The 26,761-nt window shown below is 42.4% G+C and carries 24 protein-coding genes and 4 pseudogenes; 6 read left to right on the top strand and 22 right to left on the bottom strand.

Features of this window, described 5'->3' with window-relative positions; genetic code table 11:
- Positions 1–57: 57 nt before the first annotated feature.
- The 5 genes from gltS to radC form a co-directional block, all read right to left on the bottom strand.
- Positions 58–1,287, bottom strand: a complete 1,230-nt coding sequence (gene gltS / locus LNTAR_RS20485) for a sodium/glutamate symporter (RefSeq protein WP_007280674.1) — start codon at positions 1,285–1,287, stop codon at positions 58–60.
- The gene (locus LNTAR_RS20480; protein ID WP_007280673.1) at positions 1,284–1,772 is read right to left on the bottom strand and encodes a hypothetical protein; all 489 of its coding nucleotides are present in this window, start codon (positions 1,770–1,772) and stop codon (positions 1,284–1,286) included. The genes gltS and LNTAR_RS20480 overlap by 4 nt, the downstream gene beginning before the upstream one ends.
- Complete coding sequence (locus LNTAR_RS20475; protein WP_007280672.1) at positions 1,769–2,182, bottom strand: hypothetical protein; 414 nt, start codon at positions 2,180–2,182, stop codon at positions 1,769–1,771. Before LNTAR_RS20475 ends, LNTAR_RS20480 begins: the two co-directional genes overlap by 4 nt.
- A 75-nt stretch (positions 2,183–2,257) precedes the next feature.
- Complete coding sequence (locus LNTAR_RS20470; RefSeq protein ID WP_007280671.1) at positions 2,258–3,934, bottom strand: alkaline phosphatase family protein; 1,677 nt, start codon at positions 3,932–3,934, stop codon at positions 2,258–2,260.
- Positions 3,935–4,027: 93 nt separating this feature from the next.
- Positions 4,028–4,735: a RadC family protein gene (radC, locus tag LNTAR_RS20465; protein ID WP_007280670.1), complete on the bottom strand. Its 708-nt coding sequence runs from the start codon at positions 4,733–4,735 to the stop codon at positions 4,028–4,030.
- A 312-nt stretch (positions 4,736–5,047) separates the two neighbouring features.
- Between radC and LNTAR_RS20460 the strand changes: the two genes are divergently transcribed.
- A complete protein-coding gene (locus LNTAR_RS20460; RefSeq protein ID WP_007280669.1) occupies positions 5,048–5,392 on the top strand; it encodes an Hpt domain-containing protein in 345 nt (114 codons plus the stop codon).
- A 62-nt stretch (positions 5,393–5,454) separates the two neighbouring features.
- On the opposite strand, the pseudogene LNTAR_RS20455 reads toward LNTAR_RS20460, so the two are convergent.
- Positions 5,455–6,192: pseudogene (locus LNTAR_RS20455) on the bottom strand (sulfatase-like hydrolase/transferase); the annotation flags it as partial.
- A gap of 132 nt (positions 6,193–6,324) precedes the next feature.
- On the opposite strand from LNTAR_RS20455, the gene LNTAR_RS20450 reads away from it, so the two are divergent.
- On the top strand, positions 6,325–7,770 hold the full coding sequence (locus tag LNTAR_RS20450) for an ISNCY-like element ISLar6 family transposase (RefSeq protein ID WP_007278401.1): 1,446 nt from the start codon (positions 6,325–6,327) through the stop codon (positions 7,768–7,770).
- Positions 7,771–7,777: 7 nt separating this feature from the next.
- Here LNTAR_RS20450 and LNTAR_RS20445 read toward each other — a convergent pair.
- From LNTAR_RS20445 to gloA, 14 genes and pseudogenes are all read right to left on the bottom strand, one after another.
- Positions 7,778–8,542: pseudogene (locus LNTAR_RS20445) on the bottom strand (sulfatase-like hydrolase/transferase); the annotation flags it as partial.
- Positions 8,543–8,708: 166 nt separating this feature from the next.
- Positions 8,709–9,989 carry a BatD family protein gene (locus LNTAR_RS20440; RefSeq protein WP_007280666.1) on the bottom strand — a complete coding sequence of 427 codons (1,281 nt, stop codon included), beginning with the start codon at positions 9,987–9,989 and terminating at the stop codon, positions 8,709–8,711.
- On the bottom strand, positions 9,982–10,635 hold the full coding sequence (locus LNTAR_RS20435) for a tetratricopeptide repeat protein (protein ID WP_007280665.1): 654 nt from the start codon (positions 10,633–10,635) through the stop codon (positions 9,982–9,984). The genes LNTAR_RS20440 and LNTAR_RS20435 overlap by 8 nt, the downstream gene beginning before the upstream one ends.
- A complete protein-coding gene (locus LNTAR_RS20430; protein WP_007280664.1) occupies positions 10,628–11,578 on the bottom strand; it encodes a VWA domain-containing protein in 951 nt (316 codons plus the stop codon). Before LNTAR_RS20430 ends, LNTAR_RS20435 begins: the two co-directional genes overlap by 8 nt.
- Entirely contained in the window at positions 11,571–12,572 is a 1,002-nt protein-coding gene (locus tag LNTAR_RS20425; RefSeq protein WP_007280663.1) for a VWA domain-containing protein, read from the bottom strand. The genes LNTAR_RS20430 and LNTAR_RS20425 overlap by 8 nt, the downstream gene beginning before the upstream one ends.
- The gene (locus LNTAR_RS20420; RefSeq protein ID WP_007280662.1) at positions 12,569–13,060 is read right to left on the bottom strand and encodes a DUF4381 domain-containing protein; all 492 of its coding nucleotides are present in this window, start codon (positions 13,058–13,060) and stop codon (positions 12,569–12,571) included. The genes LNTAR_RS20425 and LNTAR_RS20420 overlap by 4 nt, the downstream gene beginning before the upstream one ends.
- On the bottom strand, positions 13,060–14,034 hold the full coding sequence (locus tag LNTAR_RS20415; protein WP_007280661.1) for a DUF58 domain-containing protein: 975 nt from the start codon (positions 14,032–14,034) through the stop codon (positions 13,060–13,062). Before LNTAR_RS20415 ends, LNTAR_RS20420 begins: the two co-directional genes overlap by 1 nt.
- Positions 14,035–14,043: 9 nt before the next feature.
- Complete coding sequence (locus LNTAR_RS20410; protein ID WP_007280660.1) at positions 14,044–15,012, bottom strand: AAA family ATPase; 969 nt, start codon at positions 15,010–15,012, stop codon at positions 14,044–14,046.
- Between the two features lie 80 nt (positions 15,013–15,092).
- The gene (locus tag LNTAR_RS20405; protein WP_007280659.1) at positions 15,093–16,658 is read right to left on the bottom strand and encodes an arylsulfatase; all 1,566 of its coding nucleotides are present in this window, start codon (positions 16,656–16,658) and stop codon (positions 15,093–15,095) included.
- Positions 16,659–16,799: 141 nt separating this feature from the next.
- Positions 16,800–17,132 carry a hypothetical protein gene (locus LNTAR_RS20400; RefSeq protein WP_007280658.1) on the bottom strand — a complete coding sequence of 111 codons (333 nt, stop codon included), beginning with the start codon at positions 17,130–17,132 and terminating at the stop codon, positions 16,800–16,802.
- Position 17,133: 1 nt separating this feature from the next.
- Positions 17,134–18,498: a rhomboid family intramembrane serine protease gene (locus LNTAR_RS26180; RefSeq protein ID WP_007280657.1), complete on the bottom strand. Its 1,365-nt coding sequence runs from the start codon at positions 18,496–18,498 to the stop codon at positions 17,134–17,136.
- Positions 18,486–19,187: a dethiobiotin synthase gene (bioD, locus tag LNTAR_RS20390; RefSeq protein WP_007280656.1), complete on the bottom strand. Its 702-nt coding sequence runs from the start codon at positions 19,185–19,187 to the stop codon at positions 18,486–18,488. Before bioD ends, LNTAR_RS26180 begins: the two co-directional genes overlap by 13 nt.
- Entirely contained in the window at positions 19,184–20,395 is a 1,212-nt protein-coding gene (gene tgt / locus LNTAR_RS20385; RefSeq protein WP_007280655.1) for a tRNA guanosine(34) transglycosylase Tgt, read from the bottom strand. Before tgt ends, bioD begins: the two co-directional genes overlap by 4 nt.
- A gap of 5 nt (positions 20,396–20,400) precedes the next feature.
- On the bottom strand, positions 20,401–20,784 hold the full coding sequence (gene gloA, locus LNTAR_RS20380) for a lactoylglutathione lyase (protein WP_007280654.1): 384 nt from the start codon (positions 20,782–20,784) through the stop codon (positions 20,401–20,403).
- Positions 20,785–21,202: 418 nt separating this feature from the next.
- Here gloA and LNTAR_RS20375 point away from each other — a divergent pair.
- The 3 genes and pseudogenes from LNTAR_RS20375 to LNTAR_RS28525 all read left to right on the top strand — a co-directional run.
- Positions 21,203–22,144: pseudogene (locus LNTAR_RS20375) on the top strand (IS110 family RNA-guided transposase); the annotation flags it as partial.
- A gap of 130 nt (positions 22,145–22,274) precedes the next feature.
- A complete protein-coding gene (locus LNTAR_RS20370) occupies positions 22,275–23,720 on the top strand; it encodes an ISNCY-like element ISLar6 family transposase (RefSeq protein WP_007278401.1) in 1,446 nt (481 codons plus the stop codon).
- Positions 23,721–23,879: pseudogene (locus LNTAR_RS28525) on the top strand (IS110 family transposase); the annotation flags it as partial. It lies immediately after the preceding gene.
- 499 nt (positions 23,880–24,378) lie between these two features.
- On the opposite strand, the gene LNTAR_RS20365 reads toward LNTAR_RS28525, so the two are convergent.
- Positions 24,379–25,596, bottom strand: a complete 1,218-nt coding sequence (locus LNTAR_RS20365; protein WP_007280652.1) for an OmpP1/FadL family transporter — start codon at positions 25,594–25,596, stop codon at positions 24,379–24,381.
- Positions 25,597–25,734: 138 nt separating this feature from the next.
- Entirely contained in the window at positions 25,735–25,938 is a 204-nt protein-coding gene (locus LNTAR_RS20360; protein WP_007280651.1) for a hypothetical protein, read from the bottom strand.
- 187 nt (positions 25,939–26,125) lie between these two features.
- On the opposite strand from LNTAR_RS20360, the gene LNTAR_RS20355 reads away from it, so the two are divergent.
- Positions 26,126–26,563: a hypothetical protein gene (locus LNTAR_RS20355; RefSeq protein ID WP_007280650.1), complete on the top strand. Its 438-nt coding sequence runs from the start codon at positions 26,126–26,128 to the stop codon at positions 26,561–26,563.
- Positions 26,564–26,761: the final 198 nt, after the last annotated feature.

Raw genomic sequence — 26,761 nt, 5'->3', positions numbered from 1 at the left:
ACTCAGTCTTTATTGCTCAATCCTTCGGCGTGATTTTATCTAAAAAATTGATTCTCTTCAGCCTGCCTGGAAGATGGGGAGTGCAATAAAAAATTTAATAATCAAGACATTCATGATATCGATAAAAAAGGCCCCAGTCAGAGGTACAATAATCAGCGCTTTTTGCGAATGGCCGAATTTTCTCATAATCGCATCCATATTGGCGATGGCAACAGGTGTGGCACCGAGACCAAGTCCCATGAAGCCTCCCGCAATAACGGCAGCATCATAATCTTTACCCATGAGGCGAAAGACAATATGCACGGCAAACAAGGTGATGAGTAGACCCTGACCGAGGACAATAAACAAGAGAAAGCTAGCTGATTCCATGAGAGAAAGAAGATCCATACTCATTAAGCTCATAGTTAAGAAAAGTTGCAGTGATAGACCACTAATTAGATCAATGGCTGGCTGACTCATTTTTATTTTAAAGTGGTCGGCGCTATTGGTCAGGATAATACCAACGAGCATAGCAGTTAAAAAGCCAGGTAATTTAATATCGTGAGTAAATAGATAGCGATTCACGGAGTCACCCAAACCTAGGCATAGGCCTAGAGAAAAGATAGTGCCGATAGCATCGTTGACAGTGAGCTTATGGAGAGGTGAGTTTGCTTCAGAGCTCACTGAGAAGTCATTAGCAGAAGCCACTTTTTCATCTTTGGGACTCAGTTGATGTTTTTTGATAAGACGATTGGCGATGGGGCTGCCGATAAGTCCTCCAACAACTAAGCCAAAGGTGGCACAAGCTAAGCCGAATTCAGCGGCTCCTTCGAGGCCGGCTTTAGTGGCTTCTTCTCCCCAAGCAATCGCCGTACCATGTCCGCCGGCAAAGGAAATACTTCCTCCCAATAAACCAAAGCCTGGGTGGGCCCCAGCTATGTAAGCCATGATCAAGCCTAATATATCTTGAACAATCAAAAATAGGGAGCAAGCAAATATCATAATAACTAAGCCCTTTCCTCCAGTAATAAGGCTTTTGATTTTGGCGTTTAAGCCAATGGTACTAAAGAAAACGAGTAAGAGTGTATCGCGTAAGTCGAGGTCAAAACTTACTTTGTAATCACCGAAGTAGTGTAAACAGGCGGTGAACAGGCTAAAAATAAGCCCGCCTGTCACAGGTGAAGGGATGCTATTTCTTTCTAAGAACTTCCATTTTTTATTAATTCGTTCACCGAGATAGAGCACTGCAATTGCGAGAACAATGATTTGTGTCCCGGCAAGCTCTAGCTGGTTAGAAGCTGAAGTCATTTTTGTGTTGGGGGAATCACTTTAACGCTTTGTATTTTCCAGGTGCCAGAAGGTTTTAATAAGCGAACTTTTAGGGTGCGGCTTTCATTAAAACTATAATTTTTGTTGTGGCCTTTAATGGTGCACACGAGTTCAACTTCGGCCTGATCGTCATTAACATTTATCGTGTACGAAGATAAAGTAGATTGAAAGTTGGGCACCATGGGGGCGATGCTGGTGGCCTTATTAATGAAGTCTTCGCGATTCGACATTTCCATTTTGTACTCAGGAACAGAGAGGGAGAAATCTTCTGTTAGGTACTGCTTAAAAGAGCGAATGTGACTGAAAAGAGGAATGCCTTTAAGTGCAGGGGTCTCTTCAGCTTTTCTTAAGATCAGCCCAAATTGATCTTTGATTTCTTGATGAGGGTCAGCTTTGGGTTTGAGGAATAAGTAAGCTACAAAAGCGACAGCAAGAAAGGCAATTATTGGGAGGACTTTCTTCATTCTGTAGCAATCCCCATATCGTCACGCATGCTCGAAACCACGTGGATAATTCCCTGCATCGCCATTTCGATTTGTTCATCATCAAAACTAAATTCTTTTGAAATGAGCTTAATACTGAAGCAGAGTCCTAGCCCCTCTTGTACGGGGCGCAACATCCATGAACCCAAGGGCCAGGTAAAGTTTTCCTTGAGCAACTCTTCATAATGAGCCGCTTCTAAGGCTTCTTCAGCTACAATTACATCGGCAAGTCCCCAGACTTCTAGAACTTGATGCTCTGCGAATTCCGCAGGTGGAGTGAATTGAACTTGAATGACGTGACCCGATTCAGATTGAGCAGCGACCACAAGAAATTCATCCTCGGAAAAAGGAAGCCCTAAGCGAGCGAGTGAGTCTTTTATTTTGTCGTACATAATAAACCTTAATTTTTAATTCAGTTTATATGCTGAGATAAAAAAATAAACTTTAGCGCCCAAACTAATCAGAACTTAATCTTCTAAGACTTCTTCCAAGACATTGGCCACTGAGCCAGATGGCGGACGGCAACCAATGATATTTGAGAGCGTCAGTGCTAAGTCACAGGTGCTGACGCGACGGGGAACTTTTTGATCGTCAATACCAAAGCCGGCAAAGATAAGTGGCACATGAGTATCGTAGGCCCAGGGAGACCCGTGAGTGCAGGCAACTTCTAAACCATCAAAATCATTGATGAAGCAATTGGAGTCAAAAACGATGTAGATATCTCCCGATCTTTCGGGATGAAAATTATTGAGCACGGCTTTATGAATGGCAGTATTAGGTAGAGCATTATTCTCGAGAGCACGGCTCGAGATAGCTAGGTTGACGCCATTAATTTTGGTCAGGTAATCCACCGCAGCTTTTTCGATGGCTAAGCGTTCTTTATCGCTTCTTGAGTAGACTTCTTTAGAAAAATATACATAGGGATGTTGGTACTTTTCGATGAGCTTAGTTTTGATATCGAACTCTTTCTCAAGGCTTTTGATAGCACTATCATTTGGCCATTCGCAAGGGTGAATAAACTTGGCGGGTATCTTGAGGCTATTGAGGTAGCCGGGAACTTCTGGAGCTCCATGATCAGAAGATAAGACCACAAGTGTATTTTCGAGACCCACTGTATCGTCGACATATTCAAGTAAGTTGGCGATAAAGCCATCCAGTTGATAGAGGTTATCTTCCATCTCTAGACTCGAAGGTCCAAAAATATGACCGACGTAATCAGTTGAGGAAAAACTGACCGAGAGATAATCGGTAACATTATCTTGTCCTACTTTTTCCTGCTTCATGAGTTCTTTGGCAAAGTTCAAAGTCAGCTCATCACCAGCGGGACTTAATGTGAGTAGCGTTGTAAAGTATTTACCTTCTTTCCAAGGGTGAGGAAATTTTTTGCCAAAGCCCGCTAAATCAGTTTCCCAAGGAACGTCATCCATATGCGCCAGTTCATACTCGCTTTTGTCTTTACTTAGAGTCCAAGATTGCCCCTTGTATTTATCGAGAATTCCTGAGCTATTCCATGTTTCAAGCCAAGCAGGGTATTTCTCTTGGTAGTAATTAGAAGTCACAAATGATCCCGCTTTTTTAGAAAACCAATAAGCTTTTCCTGCGTGACCAGCCATAGAAACAGCGCCTCTATCTTTTACCGATACACCAAAAACTTTTGATTGACCCTTGGTGAAAATGGCGAGTTCGTCACTAAAGGTAGTGGATAAAATCCCCATGGGTGAGCGTCCATCGGTACTGGCAGCTTTTTGGGTGGGATCAATTTCATTTTTTTGATCCACATCGGCATTTTTACTGAGCAAGTGGTAGTTGGGGTCTTCTATATTATATGTGGTTTTTCCCGTGGCGCGGTCGACCCATACATTGCCGATCATGCCATGGACTGAGGGCGTCGCCCCAGTCGCTAAAGTTGTATGTCCGACAATTGTCTCGGTATTCGCATGGGGATGATGAGCATCGGTGTAAACTGTGCCCTCTTCATAGAGGTAGCGAAAGCCCCCATCCTTGAAATTATGCATGTAGCGCAGCGGTAAGTCGGCACGCAATTGATCAACAGTAATTTGTAAAACTAGTTTAGGTTTTTTCTCCGCAGCGAAGCTAGTGAAAATACTTGCGACTAGAGCACAAGTAAAAATTTGTTTGATCATCTTTATCTCCTATTAAATAAATGAATTTAGCTAACTTAAATCCTCGGATTAGCGGAATCAATTCTAGATTTGTAAGTGTTCCATTTAATTATCTTAAAAATCTACTAAGCCTAATTGGCGTAAGCTCACAAATTGACGACTATCACCTGGAAGTTTGTGACCAATGATGAGGTGATCAACGACTTTGACACCTAAGATTTCGCCCGCTTCAATGAGGTTCTTGGTACACTCTATATCTTGAGGTGAGGGTGAAGGGTCCCCCGATGGATGGTTGTGCGCGAGGATGATTTTTGCCGTACCATAACGAAGAGCTTCCCGAAAGACTTCCCGCGGATGAACATGAGAGCGATCGAGCAAACCGATCGAGATTTGCGAGGAGCGCATAAGTCGATTCTTAGTATCGAGCAATAAAATATGGAATTCTTCTTTACTTTTACCCGCTAAAAGTTGAATCAAATAAGGAGCAGCTGATTCTGGTCGGTGAATCGTAAATTGCTCCATGGCTTCCTCTGCAACCAGCTTGCGAGCCAGAGCGAAGACGGCACGCAAACTCGTGGCCTTGGCGGGGCCCACGCCATGAATAGTTTCCAAGTCTTCAAGTGTGGCGCGACTTAGTCGAAAAACAGAGTTATCAAAGTGAGCTAAAATTTCACGTGCAAGCCCCAAGGCGGATTGCTCTCGAGTTCCACTACCGATTATAAGAGCGAGTAACTCTGATTCACTGAGTTGTGCCTCACCTAGTTGCAGCATACGCTCACGGGGGCGATCAAATTCGGCTAAGTCTTTTATTTTTTTATTCATCCAAGCTCCAATTCATTATAAAACCTGAATCCGTTAGTAGGCTTTGGAAGGATCTCGCAGGGATTTTATTTTCAGAACTTTACAACTTTTTGCAGAAATACCCGTAGGTCTTTTGAAAAAGTTGTAAGTCAATGAAGGTGAGAGAGCAAGATGATTCAATAAATACAGCTCACGGATTCAGATAAAAGTTAAAACTTGAAAATCCATAAGTAAAATTTCTTTTATTAATTTTAAAAACTTTAGGCAAAATACTTTACAAACAGTCTTTAAGCTTACAGATTTAAGTCAAAGATGGAATAAAAGGGAAGTGATATGATCGAATTTGAAACACTAAATGTCGAGCAGGGCGTTCGTTACACCAATGATAACTTAGATTTATATAAGACGATTCTAGTAAGCTTCTATGAGGATTATAAAGATGCTTTTATTAAATTAACTCAGCTTAGTAATAATGATTTAGAGAGTTGCCATATCTTAGCTCATTCCTTAAAGGGTACTACGGCAATTATTGGAAGTGAGCAACTGCCGCCTCTTTTTTATGCTATAGAGACTGCAGCAAAAGAGAATTCTACGGAATTAGCGACTTGTATTGAAGCAGTGAAAGAGCCTTTTTCAGCTATGATCAATGAATTAAAAGCCAAAGGTTTTAGCGAATAAATTGTCACGAAAAAGCCCCCGTAAACTTAGTTTACGGGGGCTTTATTTTAATGTCTTTCTACTTACTTAGATCCGGTAGAGTTTTTCATCTTCTCTAGAACTTGGTCCAAACTAAAGCTAGCTGCTTTTTGTCGTGGAGGGAATTCCTTAAATGTAGAGAGGAATTCACCGACGTATTCTTGTGCTGGGACGAGAAAGAATACGTGATCCATTAGCCAGTCATAGTAAGTGTTTGAGGTGAAGTAAGCACGCTCATAGGGGTCACGACGAAGATTAAAGATGAGTGGGATTCGCAATACGGTCCAAGGCTCAATCCATGCACGTAAAGTGCCCTTTTCCTTTTGTTCCATGAACATGGCCTTCCAATCGTTGTAGCGAAGAGCTGTTAAGTCACCATCATCTGAGAAATAGAAAATTTCTTTACGACCAGACTTATCAGTTTTCCCTGTAAGCATGGGTAAGATATTGTAGCCATCGAGGTGCACTTTGTATTCACGGCCAATAGCCTTGACACCGCCTTTTTTCAGATCTTCTTTGATAGTATCATTTCCAGCCATTGCCAAGAAAGTTGGTAACCAGTCCATATGGTGAACAATTTCATTACTAACCGAACCTGGTTTAACTTTACCGGGCCATTTTACCATAGCCGGTACGCGCCAGCCACCTTCCCAGTTAGTATTTTTTTCACCTTGGAAGGGAGTCATACCCGCATCAGGCCAAGTGTTCATGTGAACGCCATTGTCTGTTGAATAGAAGACAAAAGTATTATCGGCAATGCCCATTTTATCAAGAGCATCTAGCAGGATGCACTCCGACAGTTCATTCAAGAGGCTCATAAATAATAGCTTTAAAATGTATTTATTTGTAAAAAATTCCGCCTAAAATGCTATATTGTAGTTCTTTACAAAAACAAATAGCAGGCGGAATTCATCATGAACGATACTCTTTTTTCCGAATATTTCATCGGGGAACTACAACAAACGGCAGGAATTTTAAGCGGTCCGCTGAAGATTGCGGGGGAAATCATACTTCTTCCTGAATTTGAAGGGATCCGAAAAGCGATTGAGAGTGATCAATTCCAGTTGAGTATGGATAGGGCCGCTACTAAAAATCGCGAATTTAAAAATGGCAATACCAAAAAGCATCCACCAGCGGAATTAGTGGTTGCCTTGTTCATAGCCCGTCACTTTTATAATAATTGTTACGGGGAACGCGGCTATAGCATGTTATGTGAGAACAGTTCATTACATCAATTTATCGGGCGCCTAGGCATCGGGAAGTTCCCTTCACGCAATACGATTCATGAACAGATTTCTGCACTTTCTGAACATACCCTTACACTTTTTCATCAAGCTATTTTGAACTGTGTCAAAGCATGTGACTTAGATGATTTCTCAGCAGTAATCATTGATTCCACAGCCATCAAAGCCGATTCGTCCTGGCCGGTTGATAGTGCATTACTGAAGAACCTTAGTTGTAAAGTTATGAAAAATATTCAGAAAGTACATGATAAGCTCCCTTGCCTTGAACGTAGAGGAATCCCTCTCAAACGTCTACAGAATTACTGTGATGATATGAGTAAATTGGATTTTGTGATTTCGATGTTTAAAGGGAAGAAAGGAGCCAAGAAAATGAGGTATAAGTCTTATACACAAGAACTTTTGCCGAGGTGTCGAAAATTTATAACACGCCTGGAAAAGGTTCTACCTAAAATCAAACAGCACTGTAGCAGTATAAAGTCCTCGATGCTTGATGAAGATTTTTCTCGCTTTATTGATAAAGTTTTGATGGTTGAGCACCGCTTTAAGATGGCTCCTGAGGACTACGATGCCAAGACGGCAAGAAAAATTTACAGTATGAGTGATGACGACGCTGCCTTTATCAAAAAAGGCGGTCGTGAAACAGTTTTTGGTTATCGTCCAAACTTTGCTTTTAGTGCCAATGGTTTTCTGACTTCTTTCATTTTGGAATCTGGAAATACCAGTGACAGTAAAGTCTTTGCAGATTGCCTTGTGGAAAATAAAAAAATGACTGGAGAATCCGCTATGATGGTCAGTGTTGATGATGGATATAGCTCTGCAACGAATTTGGATTACGCCATAGAACAGGGAGTGGAATTAGTCAGTATCAGCGGTTCAAAGGGCAAGAAGCTTCTGGGAGAAGAAATTTATGAAAGTGAAAACTATCAGCTGGCGAGAAACATCCGCTCAATCTCTGAAGCGGGGATTTCAAAGATGAAGAACTATCACAATCTTGAGAGGTTTACCGTTTGTGGCTTAAAGAGAGTTCGACAGGAAACGCTCATAAGCACTATAGGGTTCAACTTGGAGAGACTCTACCAGTTATTATCTCAAATCGAACTTCAAGTTGCTGCGTAGAATGTCGGAGTGCATCTAGCAGTTCACCCACGTGCATATCGTGTTCAACCATGCCGTCGCCATATACATCCTGTCCAGAAATACCTTTATGCTCATCCTTTACGTGAGTTCTAAAGTGCATGCGTGTACCATTCCACCAAGTGAAGAAGGGCTTGCCTGCTTTATGCTGACGTTCCATGAAGTCGATAGCTGCAGCTACGGTTTCGTTATCAACTGTTTCCATACGTTTCTTGGTCAGAGGACCCGTATCTTCAATTTTGCCATCGGCAGCAGATTTAATCACACCGCGTGGGCCATATTTTTTTCTGAATTCTGGATCTTTGGGGTAGTCAGGACGCTCAGGTTCTTCTTCAGCGTTAAGGTGATAGAGGTTGCCCAAGAATTCATCAAAACCGTGATTTGTTGGCAGGTGTTCGTCTTTATCGCCGAGGTGATTTTTACCAAATTGGCCAGTTGCGTAGCCCTGCGCTTTGAGTAAGCCCGCAATTGTAGGATCAGCAGGATGCATACCTTCTTTAGCTCCAGGAAGACCTACTTTCGAAAGTCCAGTTCTAAATACCGATTGTCCCATAACAAAGGAGGAACGACCCGCGGTACATGATTGTTCACCGTAGTAATCAGTGAAGATCATGCCCTCTTTGGCAATGCTATCAATGTGTGGGGTTCTATAACCAACGAGGCCCATGGTGTAGGCGCTGATATTTGACTGACCTATATCATCGCCCCAGATGACGAGAATATTGGGTTTTTCTGTTGCGGCAGTAGCAGCCATTGTTAGGGAGAAGAGTCCCCCAAGTGCGAAGGCTTTATTTAAGTTCATATTGATCTCCTCTATTTTTGATCGAAACTAATAAAGTCCCGACCATATGAGGAAACAAAAAATCCCTAATCTTTAAGGAAAGAAATAAAGCTTTTTTGACAGGAAATTAACTTATGTATCAAGCAAAGTCTAAAAAGCTCTTTTTTTGCTTGTGGAGAACTGATTTATTTTTCAGGTAAGCCTTCCTAGATTTGCGCAATTCGCCAATAAAGACTTGTGTGTCAAAGGCTGATTTAGGTGCAGTAAAGAGTTCTTGGTTGAGGGCGTTGAACTGATCTTTTAAGCTGGGATTCGAGTTGCTTTCAATCAACTTAGCGACAGAAGAAAAACCGAGTTTTTTCACCCATAAATCAGCCTCTAAGTAAACTTGCTGAGGGCTTAAATGGGGAGCCTTTTTTGCGAACTCCGCAAAAAGGTAAGCTTCGCTTTCTTTTCTCTCTTGATTCCAAATTTGAAAACGAATTTGGACTTGCTTCCTAAAGATGATAAGTGCAAGCAAAGGAATGAGTATAAGTGCGAACCACCAGGGCTTCATCTTTTCTTCGACCATAGCTTGATCAGTCGTCTCTTCTTGATAGAGAGGGTTGGGGGCAATGGCTAATTTTACTGCATCGAGTTTATGCTCGGTTATTTCTTCGTTTTTTGGATTAAAGGAAGAAATTTTGATTTCCGGTAAAGTGAGCTCAGTTTCTTCTTTAAAGAGGTAAGTACATGAATCTATGCGTTGTGCTGAAAAATCCCCACGGACCATGGAGTCCTTTAATTTAGCTTTGTCAGGGTAAACTAAAAATTGTTGAGTAGGCTGAATGATGATGGGGGGAAGAATCATCGATAAATTATTATCTGCCGCTTGTGTGATTGTTCGCTTAAGTGAATCACCAACTTTGAATGAATGGGAATCCGGAGTTTTGTCCCAGTGCTCTTTAAGTGAGTAATTTTCACTCACAATAAAAATTTTACCCATAAGTTCCTTGGGAACTTGAGTCTCTAGAGTTAGGGGCTTTGATTTGAGGGTGACTCGTTCGGGATCTTTTCCCGTCCTTGCTATGCCGTACTGCACATTAAACGCAGGAATGGTAACTCGACCAGGCCGACGAGTAAAAATGGCAAAAGAATGAATTTGCTTGGTATAGCTTTGACCATCCTTTTCTAGGTTTCCGAGTACAGGCGAGCCAGGGATTTTGAAAATGACTGCATCTTTCATTTCGGGAATATCAAAACGAGGTGTTCCTGAAAACCATGTAGGGGAATGAAGTTCTACATAAAAATCGAGCTTTTGTCCGACCCATTGTTTATCCAATTTCTTTGAACTCGTGGTCACAAAAGGCGCGCCTTCTTGAGCCGCTATTTGAAGAAAACTAAAGAGGCAAAAGTAAATAAAAGTGAGTCGCTTATTCATTGTTTTCACCTTCTCGGCTCAGTTGGTAAGAGAACTTAATTTTCATAAAATCTCGAGGTTTACTTTGCACGCGTCGCATCCACAGCTCGTTGATTTCGGCTTCACTCATCGTCTCTTCCGTAGTTACTTCGACTGAGCTTTGATTATTCTGAGCCGGTTTATCATCGAAAACGATTTCATCGGCACCGAGTTTTCCTCCTGTCCCCTCGTCCATTTTATCCTTGGCGTCATCCAAGATTTTTTTTCGCTTGAGGGCAAGTTCTCGATTAAATTGGGCTTCACTAAATTTGGGCTTGAGTTCAAGGGCGCGATCGTAAGATTTGATGGCTAGATCATAGTTGCCCATCATAATGAGTGAGTTCGCCGAATTGAAGTAGGCTTCGGCGGTTCCCGCTTGATTAAAGGCGATGGCGGCTTCTTCGAATTGCGCATTTTTATACAAAGCCTGACCTCGTTTCAGGGGATCCTCAAAAAGTTTTGCGGCCTTCGCAAATTCAGCTTTCTCTAATGCGACTTGGCCCTGTTGGTTTTTTGTTTGCCAAAAATCATTAAATGAATCAATACTTTTCCCCTGAGTCACGTAAAAAGTCACGCTTGCGAGGACCGCAATTATGAGGCTGATGTGGAGAGTGATTTTTTTATTCATAGTTCAACTCCCAGCCTTTGCGGAACCATAAAAGTGAGAGCATGAGAATGAAGGGAACCAAAACGTAACCCGAGTCTTTCCAACGTTCACCACCTTCTTTCATAGAGGCCTGCATACTACTTTCTATATGTGAGTTGACGCGATTTAAATCTTCATCATTAACGGTCATTTTTGTCACAGAGCCGCGCAATTTTTGAGCCGTGGTTTTTAAATCATTCTCGTTCAAAGCTTGGACCGGTGGGATATCCAAAGGCGCTTTTGCACCGGGAGGCCCAGCACTTGCGTAAACTTGTACCGCAAAGGGGTACGGACTCTCTTTGAGTTCAGCTTGTTCTTGTTGGTTAATACCGTCGCACATTAAGAGCACGGTTCCAGGAATTTTTCCTTCTTGGAGAACTTTATTGGCTAAATCGAGGGCTGCTTTTAAAGAACTGCCTTCTTTGGGCATAATAGATGGATCGAGTTCTGAGGCAAAGCGAGATAAAATCTTTTGATCTTCGGTGAGGGGCAAGACGAGGTGGGCACTGCCCGCATAGGCAATGAGAGCGGTCTTTGTTCCCTTGCGTTTGGTCAAGAGGTCGGAGATTTTCTGTGCACTGCGACTCAAGCGGCTCGGCTGGACGTCTTGAGCGAGCATGGAAGGGGTGGTTTTGAGAATAATGACTAAGGCGGCTTGGTCTTCACTAAAGGGCGAGGCTTCTTTTTCGTAAGTGGGGCCTGCCAAAGCAAAAATACTTAGAAAGCCCGCAAAAATAAAGATGTGGTGAGGGCGCAAACGGGATTTCGTCCCCGACTCAATCAGGAGATGTTCAAGTAAATGTGGCGCAATGACTTTGCCCCAAAGTTGAATCACATTATGGCGCTTAAGCAAAAGATAAGTCAGCAAGAGCATGGGAATCAGCGCTAATAAAAAATAGGGGCGAATAAAATGAAAATCACTCATGACTCACCACCTCACTTTTTTTGATATGACGAGAAATTTTGTAGAGATTATAAAAGTGATAGAGCATGATTAAAACTAAGAAAAACGCGAGGGGAAGGTGATAGAGTTCTTGTTTGGGGCGGTGACTCACTGTATCGAGTTCTCTCACCCCAATTTTGTCGATCTCATCGTAGATCCCCGCTAATTCCTCACGATTCCCTGCCCAATAATATTTCCCTTTCGTGAGTGAAGAAATACTTCTTAAAGTAGCTTCATCAAGAGCTTGTTCACCCGCAGCTGCGGGATCGCCCACGGCTACTGTGTGAATAACAATTCCTTTGTCGCGGGCAATTTGAGCTGCTTTTTCGGGGGCGACCAAACTTCCAGTATCATTGCCATCGGTAAGCAAGATCAGCACTTTGTCCTCTAATTCACTTTGGTCAAAAATGCTAATGGATAAGCCAATGGCATCCCCGAGCATGGTTTGGGGCCCGGCCATGCGAACTTGAGCTTCATCCATGAGTTCCTGGCAAATTTCTAGATCCTCGGTAAAGGGCATTTGAATAAAGGCGGCACTCCCGAAAAAAACCAGGCCGACTCGATCGCCTTCACGTTCAGCTAAAAATTCGGAGAGGACTTCTTTTACAGAATCTAAGCGCGTGACATTTTCGCCGGACTTATTTTTGAAATCCTTAGTTTCCATGGACCCCGAGAGGTCGACGGCAAGTAAAAGGTCACGTGAGGCAATGGTCTTGGTCAGTGGTTCTTCAATCAGTTGCGGGCGAGCGAGAGCCACAACGAGTAAAAACCAGGAGAGGTAAACAACGCATCTTTGAGCTAATGAAGAAGCTTTGGTACGAGCTTTGTTGGGGTCGATTCCCGTGAGTTGTGTGAGGTCCTTGAAGAAGGGTAGTTTAATGGAGGATTTATGCCCTTTGTGCTCAGGAAGAAATTTTATCAAGACAAAGGGCAGTAGCCACAAGCCGAGTAAAATGGGGTAGGCAAAAGTGATCATAATAGTTCCCCTTCAAGAACCCGGTGAGTTCTCACCCACAGCTTGGCGTCTTCGATGAGGGATTGTAGATCTTGCTCAGGAATTGAATGGATAACTTCGTCTTTCTCATAGGATAATGAAGCAAGGATTTGAAAGGCTGTGAGCTTAATTTCTGCTTGTGTTTGATGCAGGAATTGCTGCCAAGCTTCCCCACTTAAACTCGATGATTGAGGCGCAAACTGATAAGCCACTTTTTTTAAGATTAAAGGAATTTCTTTGAGTGGAGCCTTATCTTTCTTCGTCACCCAAAGATTTTCGATTTTTCTTAGTTCAATGAGACCCTTACGGCGATAGAGATTTTTTCTGTGGCGAGTGTAGATGAAAAGAGCCAAGTAGCAAAGCAGGATGATAATGAGTGTAAATAAAATTGGCCAACCCGGCGCGAGTTCATTCTCTAAAGGGGGAATGATGTTTTCTTTGAGATCATTGAGACTAGTGGACTTCTTCATCAGCGAGAGCCCTTCATTGCCTGGGGTTTATGCGCTCTTTTTAAGTGTTGGCCACCTAAGATTTTTCGCAGCTGATCCGCCACGTCTTCATGAGTGTTGATCGGTAAAATGGGGACATCAAATTTTCCAAGTGAATCACCCAAGCTTTTGAGTCGTCCTTGGAGTAGGTCGGGAATGCTTTTTCTCAGCTTGGCTTGGCTTAAATCCAGCTCAACTTGGTCGATGCCATCACTGAGCCGTATGGGGAAATGATTTTCGGGAAACTCTTTGGCAAGTTCATCGTAAACCAAAGTTAAGACCACATCATTATGTCGACTCAAAGCGCGAACATGATGATAGGTTTTTTCGTCCATGCCATGAAAGTCCGAAATAATGATGATCAAGTTATTGTGACGAGGCTTATGAAGTAATTTCTCTAAGCTCGAATTGAGCATATCTGGAGATTCAATAATGCCTTGATCGACGCCAAGCTGATGATTAAATTTGACGGCTTCACTCAACATCGCCATGGTCGCTTGTCGACTGCGCTGAGCTCTGAATTCGCGACTTTCGCAATCGTTAAAAATGATTCCTCCAACGCGATCCCCCGAGTCTAAGACTTTCCAAGCACCGAGTGTGAGTGCTTCCACGGCGGTCACGGACTTAAAGGATTTTTTTGAGCCAAAAAACATGCTCAAACGTTGATCCACGACAAACATTACCTGACGTTCTTTTTCTTCGCTATAGACGCGTACATAGGCCTTGCGAGCGCGATTGCTCACCTTCCAGTCAATGGTACGTGTGTCATCGCCTTTTTGATAGAGTCGAAGCTCCTCGAAATCGAGTCCACGTCCTCTTAAACGCGAAGCATGACGGCCGGCTAAAAGGCTTTGCAGTGGCTGACGAGGCAGGAAGTGAAAACCCGAAGCTTTGTGCTGCAGGCGAATCACATCTTCGAGTTCGATGTAGACTCCATCTGTATTTTTTTTCTTCAAGACGGGGCCTTATATGACGGGAACTTTTTCAATCATTTTATCAATAAAGTCATCGACTGTGAGTCCTTCGGCACTCGCTTCATAGGAAAGCACGAGGCGGTGACGCAAGCAGTTGTGAAGGATGGCTTTAGCATCGTCTGGAGTGACGTGATCGCGATCCTCTAACCAAGCATGAGCACGTGCGGATTTATCGAGTGCTAAAGTTCCACGGGGGCTCGCACCAACGGCAATATAATCAGCGTACTCATCGCCCATTTGAGCTGGGTTACGGGTCGCACTTATAAGTCGAATCATGTATTCTTCCACATTCTCGGCAACGTGAATATCTTTCACTTCATCTCGTGCTTGAAATAAAATGTCTTGAGACATGGCGCTGGGCTTGGAGTCATTGGCTTGTTTTTGCTCGCCGCGAACGAGACGCATGATTTCGAGTTCATCTGCATCAGAACCATATTGCACTAAGATGTGCATCATGAAGCGGTCCATTTGGGCTTCAGGAAGCGGGTAAGTGCCTTCTTGTTCGACGGGGTTTTGCGTCGCTAAAACCATGAATAATTTGGGCATGGCATGAGTTTTTCCTGCCACAGTGATTTGCTTTTCTTCCATGGCTTCGAGCAAGGCCGCTTGGACCTTTGCTGGGGCGCGGTTGATTTCATCCGCTAAGACGAGGTTGGCAAAAATAGGACCTGGTTCAAATTTGAAGCGTTCGGCACTATTTTCTCCGAGGTAGACTTCAGCACCGGTGATGTCTGAGGGGAGTAGGTCGGGAGTGAACTGCACGCGACTGTAATCCGATTCAATATTCTTGGAAAGACTTTTGACGGCGCGAGTTTTGGCGAGGCCAGGAAGACCTTCGAGCAATAAGTTGCCATCGGCAAGTAGGCCAATAAGGAGAGATTTGACCACGTCTTTTTGACCGATGATCGAAGCTTCGATACGTGTTTGAAGTTCTTTTATTTCATTGTGAATTTGAGACATATCTATCCTCAATTTTAATTTGTGGATAAAGTAAAAAGCCACCAATCTCTTGAATTGGTGGCTTTAAAATTTAAGCGCTACTACTGACGGTTGCCAGGTGTGAGTTTTTCTAATTGATTTAGCTTTTTCTGAAGCTGAAGCATATCAACGGTATTGTAACCGATATCACTAGCACCAAGAACTTGACCTTTTTGGTAGGGGTAATCAAAGAAGCCTTTAGCGACTTCCGCAATTTGTGCCTGGATAGGAACAAAGAGCCACATATTATCCGCATACCAGCGAACGTACATTGAAGATTCCTCAGCCATTTTTTCATAGGGATCCGCTTTGAGGTGAGTGATTACTGGCCAGTTGGGGACAATTCTAACTCCTTGAGCAATGTTACCCTCAATCTGCGCAAAGCTAACTTTCCAGTCTTTCCAACGAACTGCAGATAAGTTACCTGCCTGGTCCCAATAGAAATAAGATTCACGTGGAACTTCTTTAGCTTCGCCTTTGAAGTACGGAAGGTAGTTGTAACCCGCGAGTTTTACGCGCCATTGTTTACCGTTAGCTTTGTGACCCTTTTTAGACATAAGTTTTTCTTTTACATCGGGCTCACCAGCAGCTGCTAAGAAGGTAGGCATCCAGTCCATATGAGAAATCATGTCATTGTACTTGGTGTTGGGCTTAATAACACCAGGCCATTTTACGAGAAGTGGAACGCGGTGACCACCTTCCCAGTTTGTGCCTTTTTCACCGTGGAAAGGTGTAATACCGCCATCAGGCCAAGTAAATGTTTCAGCACCATTGTCAGTAGAGTACATGATGATGGTGTTATCAGCAATACCTAGCTCGTCGAGTTTGTCGAGAAGTTGACCCACATGGCCATCGTGCTCAACCATACCATCTGCGTAGATGCTAATGCCTGTTTTTCCTTGGCTCTCTTTTTTGAGGCGAGTCCAAACGTGCATACGAGTTGAATTGAACCATAAGAAGAAAGGTTTCTTAGCTTTGTGAGCGCGATCCATGAAGTCGAGACCGTGAGCAAGGAAATCTTCGTCACAAGTTTCCATGCGCTTACGCGTCATTGGACCAGTATCTTCGATTTTGCCATCAGAAGTGGATTTAATAACGCCACGAGGACCATATTTCTTGCGGAACTCAGGATCTTTTGGGTAGTAATAAGTTTCGGGCTCTTCTTCAGCGTTAAGGTGATAGAGGTTGCCGTAGAATTCATCGAAACCGTGATTTGTTGGTAGGTGCTGGTCTTGGTCACCGAGGTGATTTTTACCAAAGTGAGCGGTCATGTAACCATGGTTTTTAAGGAGGTCACCCGTTGTTGGCGCCCAGTCAGGGATACCGTGAGTAGAGCCAGGCATACCAATAGTGAGTAGACCCGTACGGAAAGGAGATTGCCCGAGAATAAAAGAAGCACGACCAGCAGTACAAGATTGTTCGCCATAAGCATCTGTAAAGAGAGCCCCTTCATTTCCGATTCTGTCGATATTCGGTGTTTGGTAACCCATTATTCCATGGTTATAGGCACTGACATTGTGAACACCAATATCATCGCCCCAAATGACGAGAATGTTTGGCTTTTCTGTAGCGGCATACGCAGACCCCAAAGTGAGTGCAGCTGTTGCAACGAATTTAGTTAATGACATCATAATTCCTTAATCCCTATGTTTAATTTTAAGGTTATTAAAGATATACGAGAGGCAATGATTTTATTGCTTTTTTATCGGCTCAAGCAAGAAATTAATCATTCTTTAACTTAAAAAAGACAAATTCATCCTGAAAGTCACCTACTTATATTGCTTGAGTTCTTGGATCAGTAATTCGCAATTAAAATTGCGCTTGTTGATGATGGCGTATTGCAGAGCCAAAATTTGACTGCAGAGCGCTTTATTTTTCTTGTCGCGCATGAGGATTTTGAGCGAATAAATTTCATTGGAAGAATCTTTTTCTTTGAGCCAGAGGTAAACCGAGACTAGTGCTTCTCGCAAGTCACCTTTTTCAGCATTTGATTTTATGGCTTTAAAGAGTTTGCGTTTCTTGGAAGTTTGGATGAAATAGGCAAGTCCAATAAGTAGAGCAAGACCTAGGGCGAGAAAAAGCTTTTCTTCAAAGTTCGTCATCTTATTGAAGGAGCCTAAACCATTCTTTTTGTTTGTCTATTTTAAATAAATTCATTTTTTTCTTATCATCTGTATACAAAAGAACTTCTTTTTGAAATTGGATTTGGAATTCGCATGCTTTTTGAATTCGGATTATTTCTGCATAATTACGAGATTTTGGATCATGCTCTATCGAGTTGATTTGCTTGAGTAAGTGTTTCCAAAAAACATTATGAGTTTCAATCCCTTTTTTCATTTCATCTACAGTACTTTCTCCATTAATGAATGAAGTTAAATGTCTATTAACTCCTTTTAAATGAAGCACTTTTTTATCATACCATGAGATACTAATTTTATTAAGAGTAACTATTGGCTTTTTTTGAATTAAACCACTCTTCCAAATACCTACGCAAATCAGTGGGAGGCAAACAAGCCCTAAAATTAGCTTTGGAATAAATTGAGCTGTTCTTTTTTGCGGATCCAGTGAACGGCTCATGATTGCAGCGCCAATAAATCCGCCTAATAAACCACCGAAGTGAGCGGCGTTATCTATACCGGGAACTAAAGTGCCGAACAAGAAGTTAAGCACGACAATTTGCACCATGCTATTCTTGAGGTTTTTAAAGGCTGTTGGAGGCACGTCATCGCGACGCATGACAAGGAAAGCTCCGACCATACCCACAACACCAAATACAGCACCTGATGCTCCCGCACTAATTACGCCATCGGAATTCCAAAGCAGGCTAGCGAGGCTGCCCGTAAAAGCAGAGAAAATGTATATGATAAAGTAAAAGCGAGGACCTAGGAGCTTCTCGCTCAGTCGTCCAATGGCATGAAGAAAGTACATATTGCAGGCAATGTGTAAGAGACCAAAGTGAATAAAAGCACATGTGAAGAGTCGCCAAGGCTCATCAATAGTTTCAAAAATTCGATTACTCCCCCACTGTATGAATACATCTAAGTTTTTAGGTTGGATAATATTGAGTTTTTCTATGCCATACATTAGGAAAAAGACAATGATATTGAGGGCAATAATAACTGTAGTTACAGGAGTCTTTTTAGCACTGAAATCGAGATTCTGCATAAAGCTTTGGCTTTCTTGCGCTTCTTTTTGAAGGGGCAAGTAGGACATCAGGTCCTTGGCTTCGTCTTTATTTTCAAAGACCATGGCAAAAGTTTGGGGTCCCTGAGCCGAGTTAATACGAATGCGAAGTTCATTTGCCTGTAATTGCAGGGTATCTATATCGCTCAAAGGAATGCGAATATCGCGATCGGCCATCACCAAGAGCAAGTAATTGGAGTAGTACTGCAACGAAGCTGAGATCTCGCGCATCGAGCCCTCGATATTGACGAGTACTTTGACTTGTTTAGAAACTAAATAGTCCACGGCATGAGCTCGAAATGAGTTTCAGAAGCTTGGAAATCTTCAGGGAGTGAGCCTTTTTCGGAATCGAGGCCAGGGTAATGAGGCAGACAGGCTAAGTTAGGGGCCATTTGCGTCAGTCGTAAAAGGTTATCTTTTTCAATGACTTCCAATTCGCTTTCAGGACGCATGAGGATTGTAGAGATTTGATCAATGCCGTGTTGCTGCAGGTAGTTAATTGTCAGTTTGCTATGATTAAGCGTTCCCAAAGCCGAGGAACTGACCACAATGGCGTGGGCGTTTAAAGCTTTACAGAGGTCATGCATTTCATCTTGATTGTTGAGGGGGACAGCAATGCCACCAGCACCTTCGACCACCAAGTAATCGGGCTGAGTCTCATCAGCAAAAGCCTTCATTTTTTCAATGAGATGATCCAGAGAAATGGGGCGATTTTCTCGTTCGGCCACTAAGTGAGGGGAAGCAGGGATATGAAAATTCATGCAACAGAGGGTCCCCACCATTTTGGCTGCGGAAGCTTTGACGTACTCTAAGTCAACCGAGAGCAAAACTTCGCCACAGGGAATACCGCCAGTTTGTATGGGTTTCACATAGGCCACTTTGTGTCTTTGTTCACTGAGTTCGCGGCAAAGCCAAGCACTCGCAACCGTTTTGCCTACGCCTGTGCCCGTTCCTGTAATGAATAGAGTCTTCAATCTTTTTTCTTTGGCTGAGTACGCATTTTTTTGCGAGCGCGCTTTTCATCGAGAATTTCTTTATCGAGAGCTTTATTGCGTTTCACTTGACGTTCTTCACGTTCGCCTTGACCCCGTTGATATTTCGCATGGAAGTCCTGACGAAATTCTTCGAAACGATCTTCGGCAATCGCTTCGCGAATGCGTTCCATGAGGCGCAAGTAAAAATGCAGGTTGTGATAAGTCATCAGGCGCATGCCCGAAAATTCATTCGTGCTGAGCAAGTGACGCACGTAAGCACGCGAATAACCTTTGCAGACTTTGCAGTCACATTCATCGTCAATGGGACCAAAATCATTGCGCCATTTGGAGGCTTTAATTTGCACTTGTCCGCTGGACGTATAAGCAGTGCCATGGCGGGCGACACGAGTGGGCAAGACGCAGTCAAACATATCGACGCCGCGAGCCACGGATTCGACTAATTGTGGAGGTGTTCCCACGCCCATGAGGTAGCGTGGCTTGTCTTCGGGCAGTTCGGGAAGCACCCAATCAAGAGTTTTGAGCATTTCCTCTTCAGGTTCACCCACGGAAAGGCCGCCGATGGCGTAACCCGGCAAGTCCATATCAGCTAAGTAACGAGCGGACTCAATGCGCAGGTCTTCGTAAGTGGATCCTTGAACAATGCCGAAAAGCATTTGGTGCGGATGAAGTTCCTGTTTGGCACATTCATCGCCCCAGCGTTGAGTGATTTCTAGCGATTCTTTGGCTTGCTCGTAAGTGGCCGGATAGGGTGTGCACTCATCAAAAATCATCACGATATCAGAACCGAGGCTCTTTTGAATTTCCATAGATTCTTTGGGGCCGATGAAGATTTTTTCACCATCAATATGCGAGCGGAATTCAACTCCATCGTACTTGAGTTTACGCAGCTTGGCTAAACTAAAAACTTGGTAGCCGCCGGAGTCGGTGAGGATGGGACGATCCCAGTTGATAAATTTATGTAAATCACCGGCTTCATCAATAATTCTGAGTCCGGGACGTAGGTAGAGGTGGTAAGTATTGCCGAGAATGATTTTGGCATCGAGCTCCATCATGTCTTCGGAATCCATGGTTTTGACAGAACCCACGGTTCCCACGGGCATGAAGATTGGTGTAGGCACATCGCCATGAGATGTTTTGAGTGTGCCGAGGCGCGCCTCACCATCTTTTTTGTGAAGTGTAAAACTCATTAAAACTACTTCCGTTCGATCAGCTCAATACTGTAGCCATCGGGATCTTTCACAAAGGCAATCACGGTTGTGCCGTGTTTCATGGGGCCAGGTTCACGAGTAATGATCACGCCATCTTCGCGGAGCTTATCGCAAACGGAATAAATGTCTTCCACGCCGAGAGCAAAGTGACCAAAGCCATTGCCAATATCATAGGAATCCGTTTCCCAGTTGTGGGTGAGTTCGATGACGGTATTATCGGCTTCATCGCCATAACCAATGAAGGCGAGGGTGAATTTACCGCCGGGGTAATCTTTTTGGCGGATGAGTTTCATACCGAAGTTTTCTGTGTAAAATTTGATTGATTTTTCAAGATTGCCGACGCGAATCATAGTGTGAAGGAATTTCATTTCGAAGGGACCTAATTAATTATTTTATTTCGCCCACTTTACTCGCAAGAGGCGCATCTTCAAGAATCCCAATGTTTATTAATCTGGCAAGTCTAGCGTTTGGCGAAAAAAATGTGCATAGAAAGCTACAAAGCATAGAGTCCTATGCCGTGCCCTCGGCACTCATTTATATTTCTTCGTATGTGCAACCTAGCACTGCGTACTAGGCTAGTTTATGTCGTGCTTTCAGCACTCTTGAACAATGAATGCTGAAGGCATGGTATAAAATAGCCCAAAGGCGTGAGCCTTGGGTAGAGGATGTCTCATCATTATGAATGCTGAAGATAGTATGAGAAGGCAGCCCTCGGCAAAGTCCACTTGCTAGCAGACCTTGCCTGACGTTAATTAAGTTACCACAACAAACTAACGGAGAGCTACCATGTCTAAAATTACTATCGCTGTTCCTGAAATCACAATCGGAATTGATCTTGGGAACAAAAAACACGACCTTTGTGTTCTTAATTCAATGGGAGAAGTTGTCGAACAAATACAAATTGATAATCATATCGAAGCTTTACATGAGTATTTTGAACAATATAAGAATCGTTCAAGTATTCGAATAGCTTTGGAAGTAGGCGCTTGTTCAATGTGGGTTTCTTCGATTCTCAAGGAAATGGGCTTTAAGGTTATTGTCGCCAATGCACGAAAACTGCGGATGATTTGGGGGGACACAAATAAATGTGATGAAAAAGATGCAGAGAAAATAGCTCGTGTAGCTCGAATGGATCCTAAACTTTTACATGGCATTGAGCACCGAAGCCTATCTGCTCAAAAAATGTTATCAGTAATTCGTGTACGTGAGCATTTTATTGGGGCTCGCACGAGGTGTATAAATTGTGTACGTGGCATACTAAAGAGCTTTGGTGTAACAGATTTACCCAGTTGTGCATCAAATCGTTTTGGTGAACGAATGCTTGCACATATTCCTGATGACTTGATATCGACTTTAGGAGAACTCTTGGAAGAATCTAAAGATTTAACAAACCGTATTGAGGGATTGGATGATCGGATTTATATGCTTAGTGAAGAGTCATGCCCTGAAGCTATAAAACTTCAGGAACTACCAGGTGTCGGTCCAGTTACGGCCTTAACTTATGTATTAACTATTGATGACCCTAAACGCTTTCAAAAGAGTAGAGATATTGGAGCTTTTCTTGGGTTAACTCCCAAAAGAGATCAATCGGGAGAGATCGACAAACAATTAAGCATCACAAAGCAAGGAGATCGTTATTTAAGGGCTTTATTAGTTGGTTCTGCTCAGTTTATTTTAAGTGACCGTTCACCTGCTTCTGATCTTAAAAATTATGGTCGTAGGATTGCTAGATGCACTCCGACAGTTCATTCAAGAGGCTCATAAATAATAGCTTTAAAATGTATTTATTTGTAAAAAATTCCGCCTAAAATGCTATATTGTAGTTTTTTACAAAAACAAATAGCAGGCGGAATTCATCATGAACGATACTCTTTTTTCCGAATATTTCATCGGGGAACTACAACAAACGGCAGGAATTTTAAGCGGTCCGCTGAAGATTGCGGGGGAAATCATACTTCTTCCTGAATTTGAAGGGATCCGAAAAGCGATTGAGAGTGATCAATTCCAGTTGAGTATGGATAGGGCCGCTACTAAAAATCGCGAATTTAAAAATGGCAATACCAAAAAGCATCCACCAGCGGAATTAGTGGTTGCCTTGTTCATAGCCCGTCACTTTTATAATAATTGTTACGGGGAACGCGGCTATAGCATGTTATGTGAGAACAGTTCATTACATCAATTTATCGGGCGCCTAGGCATCGGGAAGTTCCCTTCACGCAATACGATTCATGAACAGATTTCTGCACTTTCTGAACATACCCTTACACTTTTTCATCAAGCTATTTTGAACTGTGTCAAAGCATGTGACTTAGATGATTTCTCAGCAGTAATCATTGATTCCACAGCCATCAAAGCCGATTCGTCCTGGCCGGTTGATAGTGCATTACTGAAGAACCTTAGTTGTAAAGTTATGAAAAATATTCAGAAAGTACATGATAAGCTCCCTTGCCTTGAACGTAGAGGAATCCCTCTCAAACGTCTACAGAATTACTGTGATGATATGAGTAAATTGGATTTTGTGATTTCGATGTTTAAAGGGAAGAAAGGAGCCAAGAAAATGAGGTATAAGTCTTATACACAAGAACTTTTGCCGAGGTGTCGAAAATTTATAACACGCCTGGAAAAGGTTCTACCTAAAATCAAACAGCACTGTAGCAGTATAAAGTCCTCGATGCTTGATGAAGATTTTTCTCGCTTTATTGATAAAGTTTTGATGGTTGAGCACCGCTTTAAGATGGCTCCTGAGGACTACGATGCCAAGACGGCAAGAAAAATTTACAGTATGAGTGATGACGACGCTGCCTTTATCAAAAAAGGCGGTCGTGAAACAGTTTTTGGTTATCGTCCAAACTTTGCTTTTAGTGCCAATGGTTTTCTGACTTCTTTCATTTTGGAATCTGGAAATACCAGTGACAGTAAAGTCTTTGCAGATTGCCTTGTGGAAAATAAAAAAATGACTGGAGAATCCGCTATGATGGTCAGTGTTGATGATGGATATAGCTCTGCAACGAATTTGGATTACGCCATAGAACAGGGAGTGGAATTAGTCAGTATCAGCGGTTCAAAGGGCAAGAAGCTTCTGGGAGAAGAAATTTATGAAAGTGAAAACTATCAGCTGGCGAGAAACATCCGCTCAATCTCTGAAGCGGGGATTTCAAAGATGAAGAACTATCACAATCTTGAGAGGTTTACCGTTTGTGGCTTAAAGAGAGTTCGACAGGAAACGCTCATAAGCACTATAGGGTTCAACTTGGAGAGACTCTACCAGTTATTATCTCAAATCGAACTTCAAGTTGCTGCGTAGAATGTCGGAGTGCATCTTGCTAGTAGTGGAGGACGAATTGCCAAGAAAAAGGCTGTTGTTGCCATCGCGAGGAAACTTGCGATATTAATGCATCACTTATGGGTCAGTGGGGGAGATTATATTCCATTACACAAACAAGCTTTAAGAAAAGCTTCTTAATTATCCACCAATCCAGCCAACCTCCCCTCCATTTATTTTGAACCAAATTAAGGAATGAATTTAAAAAGAAAAGAGTTTAACAAATGTCTTATTCGATGACTGCGGGCCATGCCTAGAACAATAACCGATGACTGCGGGCCATGCCTAGAACAATAACCACGCCAAGGTTGTAATAAAATAGTTCGTCCTAAAGATAGCAGCATCAGATAGGATACAATCATGCACCGGACTTGGCGGTCCATAAAATGAGTGCGAATGGAAGCAAGACAAAATTTTATCGACACTTGAAAACTGATTTTCTCAATTATCTGAATAATATAACTTTAATGTAAACCGTAACTTGTAATCGCCTTCTCATGGAAGGCATGGTGCATATTTCTCGTCTTGTTTGTCTTAGGGCTTTGCCCTAAGCTATTTAAAGTTTAATGGTTTCACCATAATTTACCTATGCTGTAAATGTATATAAGTCCTTAACTAGGTAATCATGATAATTTATATTTTAAAGCTTATAATTTATTGAGACTGTATAGAAGTTTATGTAGTTATCGTAATCACCACTTAAAGTGTTGCCACCATTAATTCCATTTGTTTGGTTGATATTTGGTGAACCTAAATCGACATGTTCAAAAGCAAAACCGATAGTCATTTTATCAGAATATTGGTACTCTGTACCAATACCATAGCGGTGAATATTTCCCGTTGGTAAATCTGCCGTACGAGTTGCTGTGTCCGTCATCGCTGAATCGTAATGATAACCACACATAAGTAACCACTCTGGGTTGAGTTGATATTCAAAGGCAATACCCGCGCCCCAAGTATCATCAAGTTCTTTGTCGACTCCCAAGCGATTGCCATTTATATCGGTGGGCATCTTACCAAAATCTGACCATTCCTGCCAATTGGCGGCGCCCAAAACAGCTAGATCTTCATTTAATTGATGCCTCACACCAAACATAACTTGCTGAGGTGTGTTCACTTCTACATCTACATCAGGAGAAAAACTGGGTATAAAACCAGTTGCTTTTGCGGTATCTTCAAAATCATGTTCAATTTTCGAGCGATAAGTCAAACCAAAGCGCGTGTCTTCACTGGGCTCATACATTAGTGAGACAACTGTCCCTACAGCCAAGTCATCATCTTCGACTTCTAATGTCCCATCACCCGGACCAAGAGTGTTTACTTTTAACTCTATATCCATGGTTGCATAATCTAGAACTAAACCAAAACCAACTGACCACTCATCATTGATGCGAAAAGCTAAACTAGGAGTTAAATTGATACTTTGTAAAGTAATTTCTTGAATTTGATAACGTCCAGCCCAGCCCGTTGGATATTCCAAACCTAAACCAAAATGACTATTCAATGTCAAACCAAACTTCACATCTTCATTAATACTATGAACATAGCCTAAAAAAGGCACGCCAAACTGTCCGCCTGCATTACTAGTATTAGAACCACCGGGAACGGAGTTACCATCATCTTTAAATTCTATACCCAAATCCATAAGGCTTAAACCACCTGTAACATGATCACCTTCTAAGTTGGTCATTGCTGCCAAGTTCAGTGCCGAAGTTGAGGCATCACGATTATGCGTTTGATTTGCTACACCCGCAGAACCTACACTTGAAGCAGTTGAAAACTCAGATAAATCCAAACCACCGGCAAAAGCCGAACTCGCTCCTAGTAACAGGGATGTTGCAATAAATTTCTTTAACATGATCACTCTCCAAAAATTTAAAAAATATTTTCTAAGCTAGAAGCTTAAACTGCATTAAACAAGATTTATCGGACTTATGAAAAGAAAAATTAACTCTTTTTTGAACAGACTTATGGCTCAAATTGAAGCAGGTAAATTTTAAAGTGCCTTAGCGTCAATAATTAAGAATTGATGACATTCAAAATCACAAGGCTTACTAAGTAAGATGTCTGAAGTCTTTTGCGATCGCGTTTGAGTCATGGTCTCACCAAAGTAGCGCTTATAAAACTGACAAAAGTGGGCCACATGTAAATTATGGAATTTGGAGAGAACACTTGATAAATCACCGCTTTTTGCACTCAAGATTTCACACCTCACCTGTAAAAGACATTTTCATTCCATTAATAAGAGATGAGACTAAAAATTTTAAAGCGCTGAGCTTTTTCTAAGTGAGTTCTGCGCAAATTGAATATGATAAGAATCTTGTATTCCCCCACTTAATGACATAAACTAAAAGTTATTTTATTGGAAAAACTATAAGGAGTGTCCTTTGAAAAAATATTTATGTCTCTTGAGTCTTTTAAGTCTAGGCTCAGTTTACGCTAATGAAGCTGATAAAGACTTAGCAAAAGAATCGCAGAACCCAATTGGTAAGTTAATTAGTGTGCCTTTTGAACTTAACGCTATCCCAGATAACGGCACTGAAGATGGCGATATTTACACGCTCAATGTGAAACCCGTTTATCCGGTAGCTCTCGATGAAGATCTCACCCTCATTAACCGCTTAACCATCCCTTTTTCTTATCAAAAAAGTCTTTTTCCTGGACAAGGATCTGACCAAGGTTTAGGTAACATCACCTACCAAGCCTTCTTTGCTCCTAAAACGGATAGCGGTGTTCTCTGGGGTGTCGACCCTGCCCTATTATTTCCCACTTACAGTAACGATCGATTTGCGATGATGCTTGGGCTGCGGGTGCGGCGGCTGTAGTCCTCGCTAAACCAGGAAACTGGCTTTTTGGTGGCCTCGTTCAACATTTACAGGATTATGCGGGTGATGATACGTTTAGTCAGTCTAGTTTTCAGTACTTCATCAACTACAACTTCGAAGAATTTTACTTAACCTCTACACCCACTATGGTCTATGACTGGAATGCCGATAGTGATAATGCGGCGACTATCCCCGTAG

Origin of the sequence: Lentisphaera araneosa HTCC2155, from assembly GCF_000170755.1 — a bacterium.
In the GTDB taxonomy this organism is placed as follows: Bacteria; Verrucomicrobiota; Lentisphaeria; order Lentisphaerales; family Lentisphaeraceae; genus Lentisphaera; species Lentisphaera araneosa.
Note: the sequence above shows the minus strand (reverse complement) of the source record. Positions and strands in the feature narration are given on the sequence as shown.

Excerpts from the sequence above, each read along its gene's own strand:
- gltS (WP_007280674.1), bottom strand. The coding sequence starts at position 1,287 with ATGACTTCAGCTTCTAACCAGCTAGAGCTTGCCGGGACACAAATCATT.
- LNTAR_RS20450 (WP_007278401.1), top strand. The coding sequence starts at position 6,325 with ATGAACGATACTCTTTTTTCCGAATATTTCATCGGGGAACTACAACAA.
- LNTAR_RS20400 (WP_007280658.1), bottom strand. The coding sequence starts at position 17,132 with ATGACGAACTTTGAAGAAAAGCTTTTTCTCGCCCTAGGTCTTGCTCTA.
- LNTAR_RS20370 (WP_007278401.1), top strand. The coding sequence starts at position 22,275 with ATGAACGATACTCTTTTTTCCGAATATTTCATCGGGGAACTACAACAA.
- LNTAR_RS20475 (WP_007280672.1), bottom strand. The coding sequence starts at position 2,182 with ATGTACGACAAAATAAAAGACTCACTCGCTCGCTTAGGGCTTCCTTTT.
- LNTAR_RS20435 (WP_007280665.1), bottom strand. The coding sequence starts at position 10,635 with ATGAATAAAAAAATCACTCTCCACATCAGCCTCATAATTGCGGTCCTC.
- LNTAR_RS20470 (WP_007280671.1), bottom strand. The coding sequence starts at position 3,934 with ATGATCAAACAAATTTTTACTTGTGCTCTAGTCGCAAGTATTTTCACT.
- tgt (WP_007280655.1), bottom strand. The coding sequence starts at position 20,395 with ATGAGTTTTACACTTCACAAAAAAGATGGTGAGGCGCGCCTCGGCACA.
- LNTAR_RS20410 (WP_007280660.1), bottom strand. The coding sequence starts at position 15,012 with ATGTCTCAAATTCACAATGAAATAAAAGAACTTCAAACACGTATCGAA.
- LNTAR_RS20420 (WP_007280662.1), bottom strand. The coding sequence starts at position 13,060 with ATGAAGAAGTCCACTAGTCTCAATGATCTCAAAGAAAACATCATTCCC.
- gloA (WP_007280654.1), bottom strand. The coding sequence starts at position 20,784 with ATGAAATTCCTTCACACTATGATTCGCGTCGGCAATCTTGAAAAATCA.
- LNTAR_RS20365 (WP_007280652.1), bottom strand. The coding sequence starts at position 25,596 with ATGTTAAAGAAATTTATTGCAACATCCCTGTTACTAGGAGCGAGTTCG.
- LNTAR_RS20460 (WP_007280669.1), top strand. The coding sequence starts at position 5,048 with ATGATCGAATTTGAAACACTAAATGTCGAGCAGGGCGTTCGTTACACC.
- LNTAR_RS20425 (WP_007280663.1), bottom strand. The coding sequence starts at position 12,572 with ATGATCACTTTTGCCTACCCCATTTTACTCGGCTTGTGGCTACTGCCC.
- LNTAR_RS20430 (WP_007280664.1), bottom strand. The coding sequence starts at position 11,578 with ATGAGTGATTTTCATTTTATTCGCCCCTATTTTTTATTAGCGCTGATT.
- LNTAR_RS20405 (WP_007280659.1), bottom strand. The coding sequence starts at position 16,658 with ATGTCATTAACTAAATTCGTTGCAACAGCTGCACTCACTTTGGGGTCT.
- radC (WP_007280670.1), bottom strand. The coding sequence starts at position 4,735 with ATGAATAAAAAAATAAAAGACTTAGCCGAATTTGATCGCCCCCGTGAG.
- LNTAR_RS20480 (WP_007280673.1), bottom strand. The coding sequence starts at position 1,772 with ATGAAGAAAGTCCTCCCAATAATTGCCTTTCTTGCTGTCGCTTTTGTA.
- LNTAR_RS20440 (WP_007280666.1), bottom strand. The coding sequence starts at position 9,989 with ATGAATAAGCGACTCACTTTTATTTACTTTTGCCTCTTTAGTTTTCTT.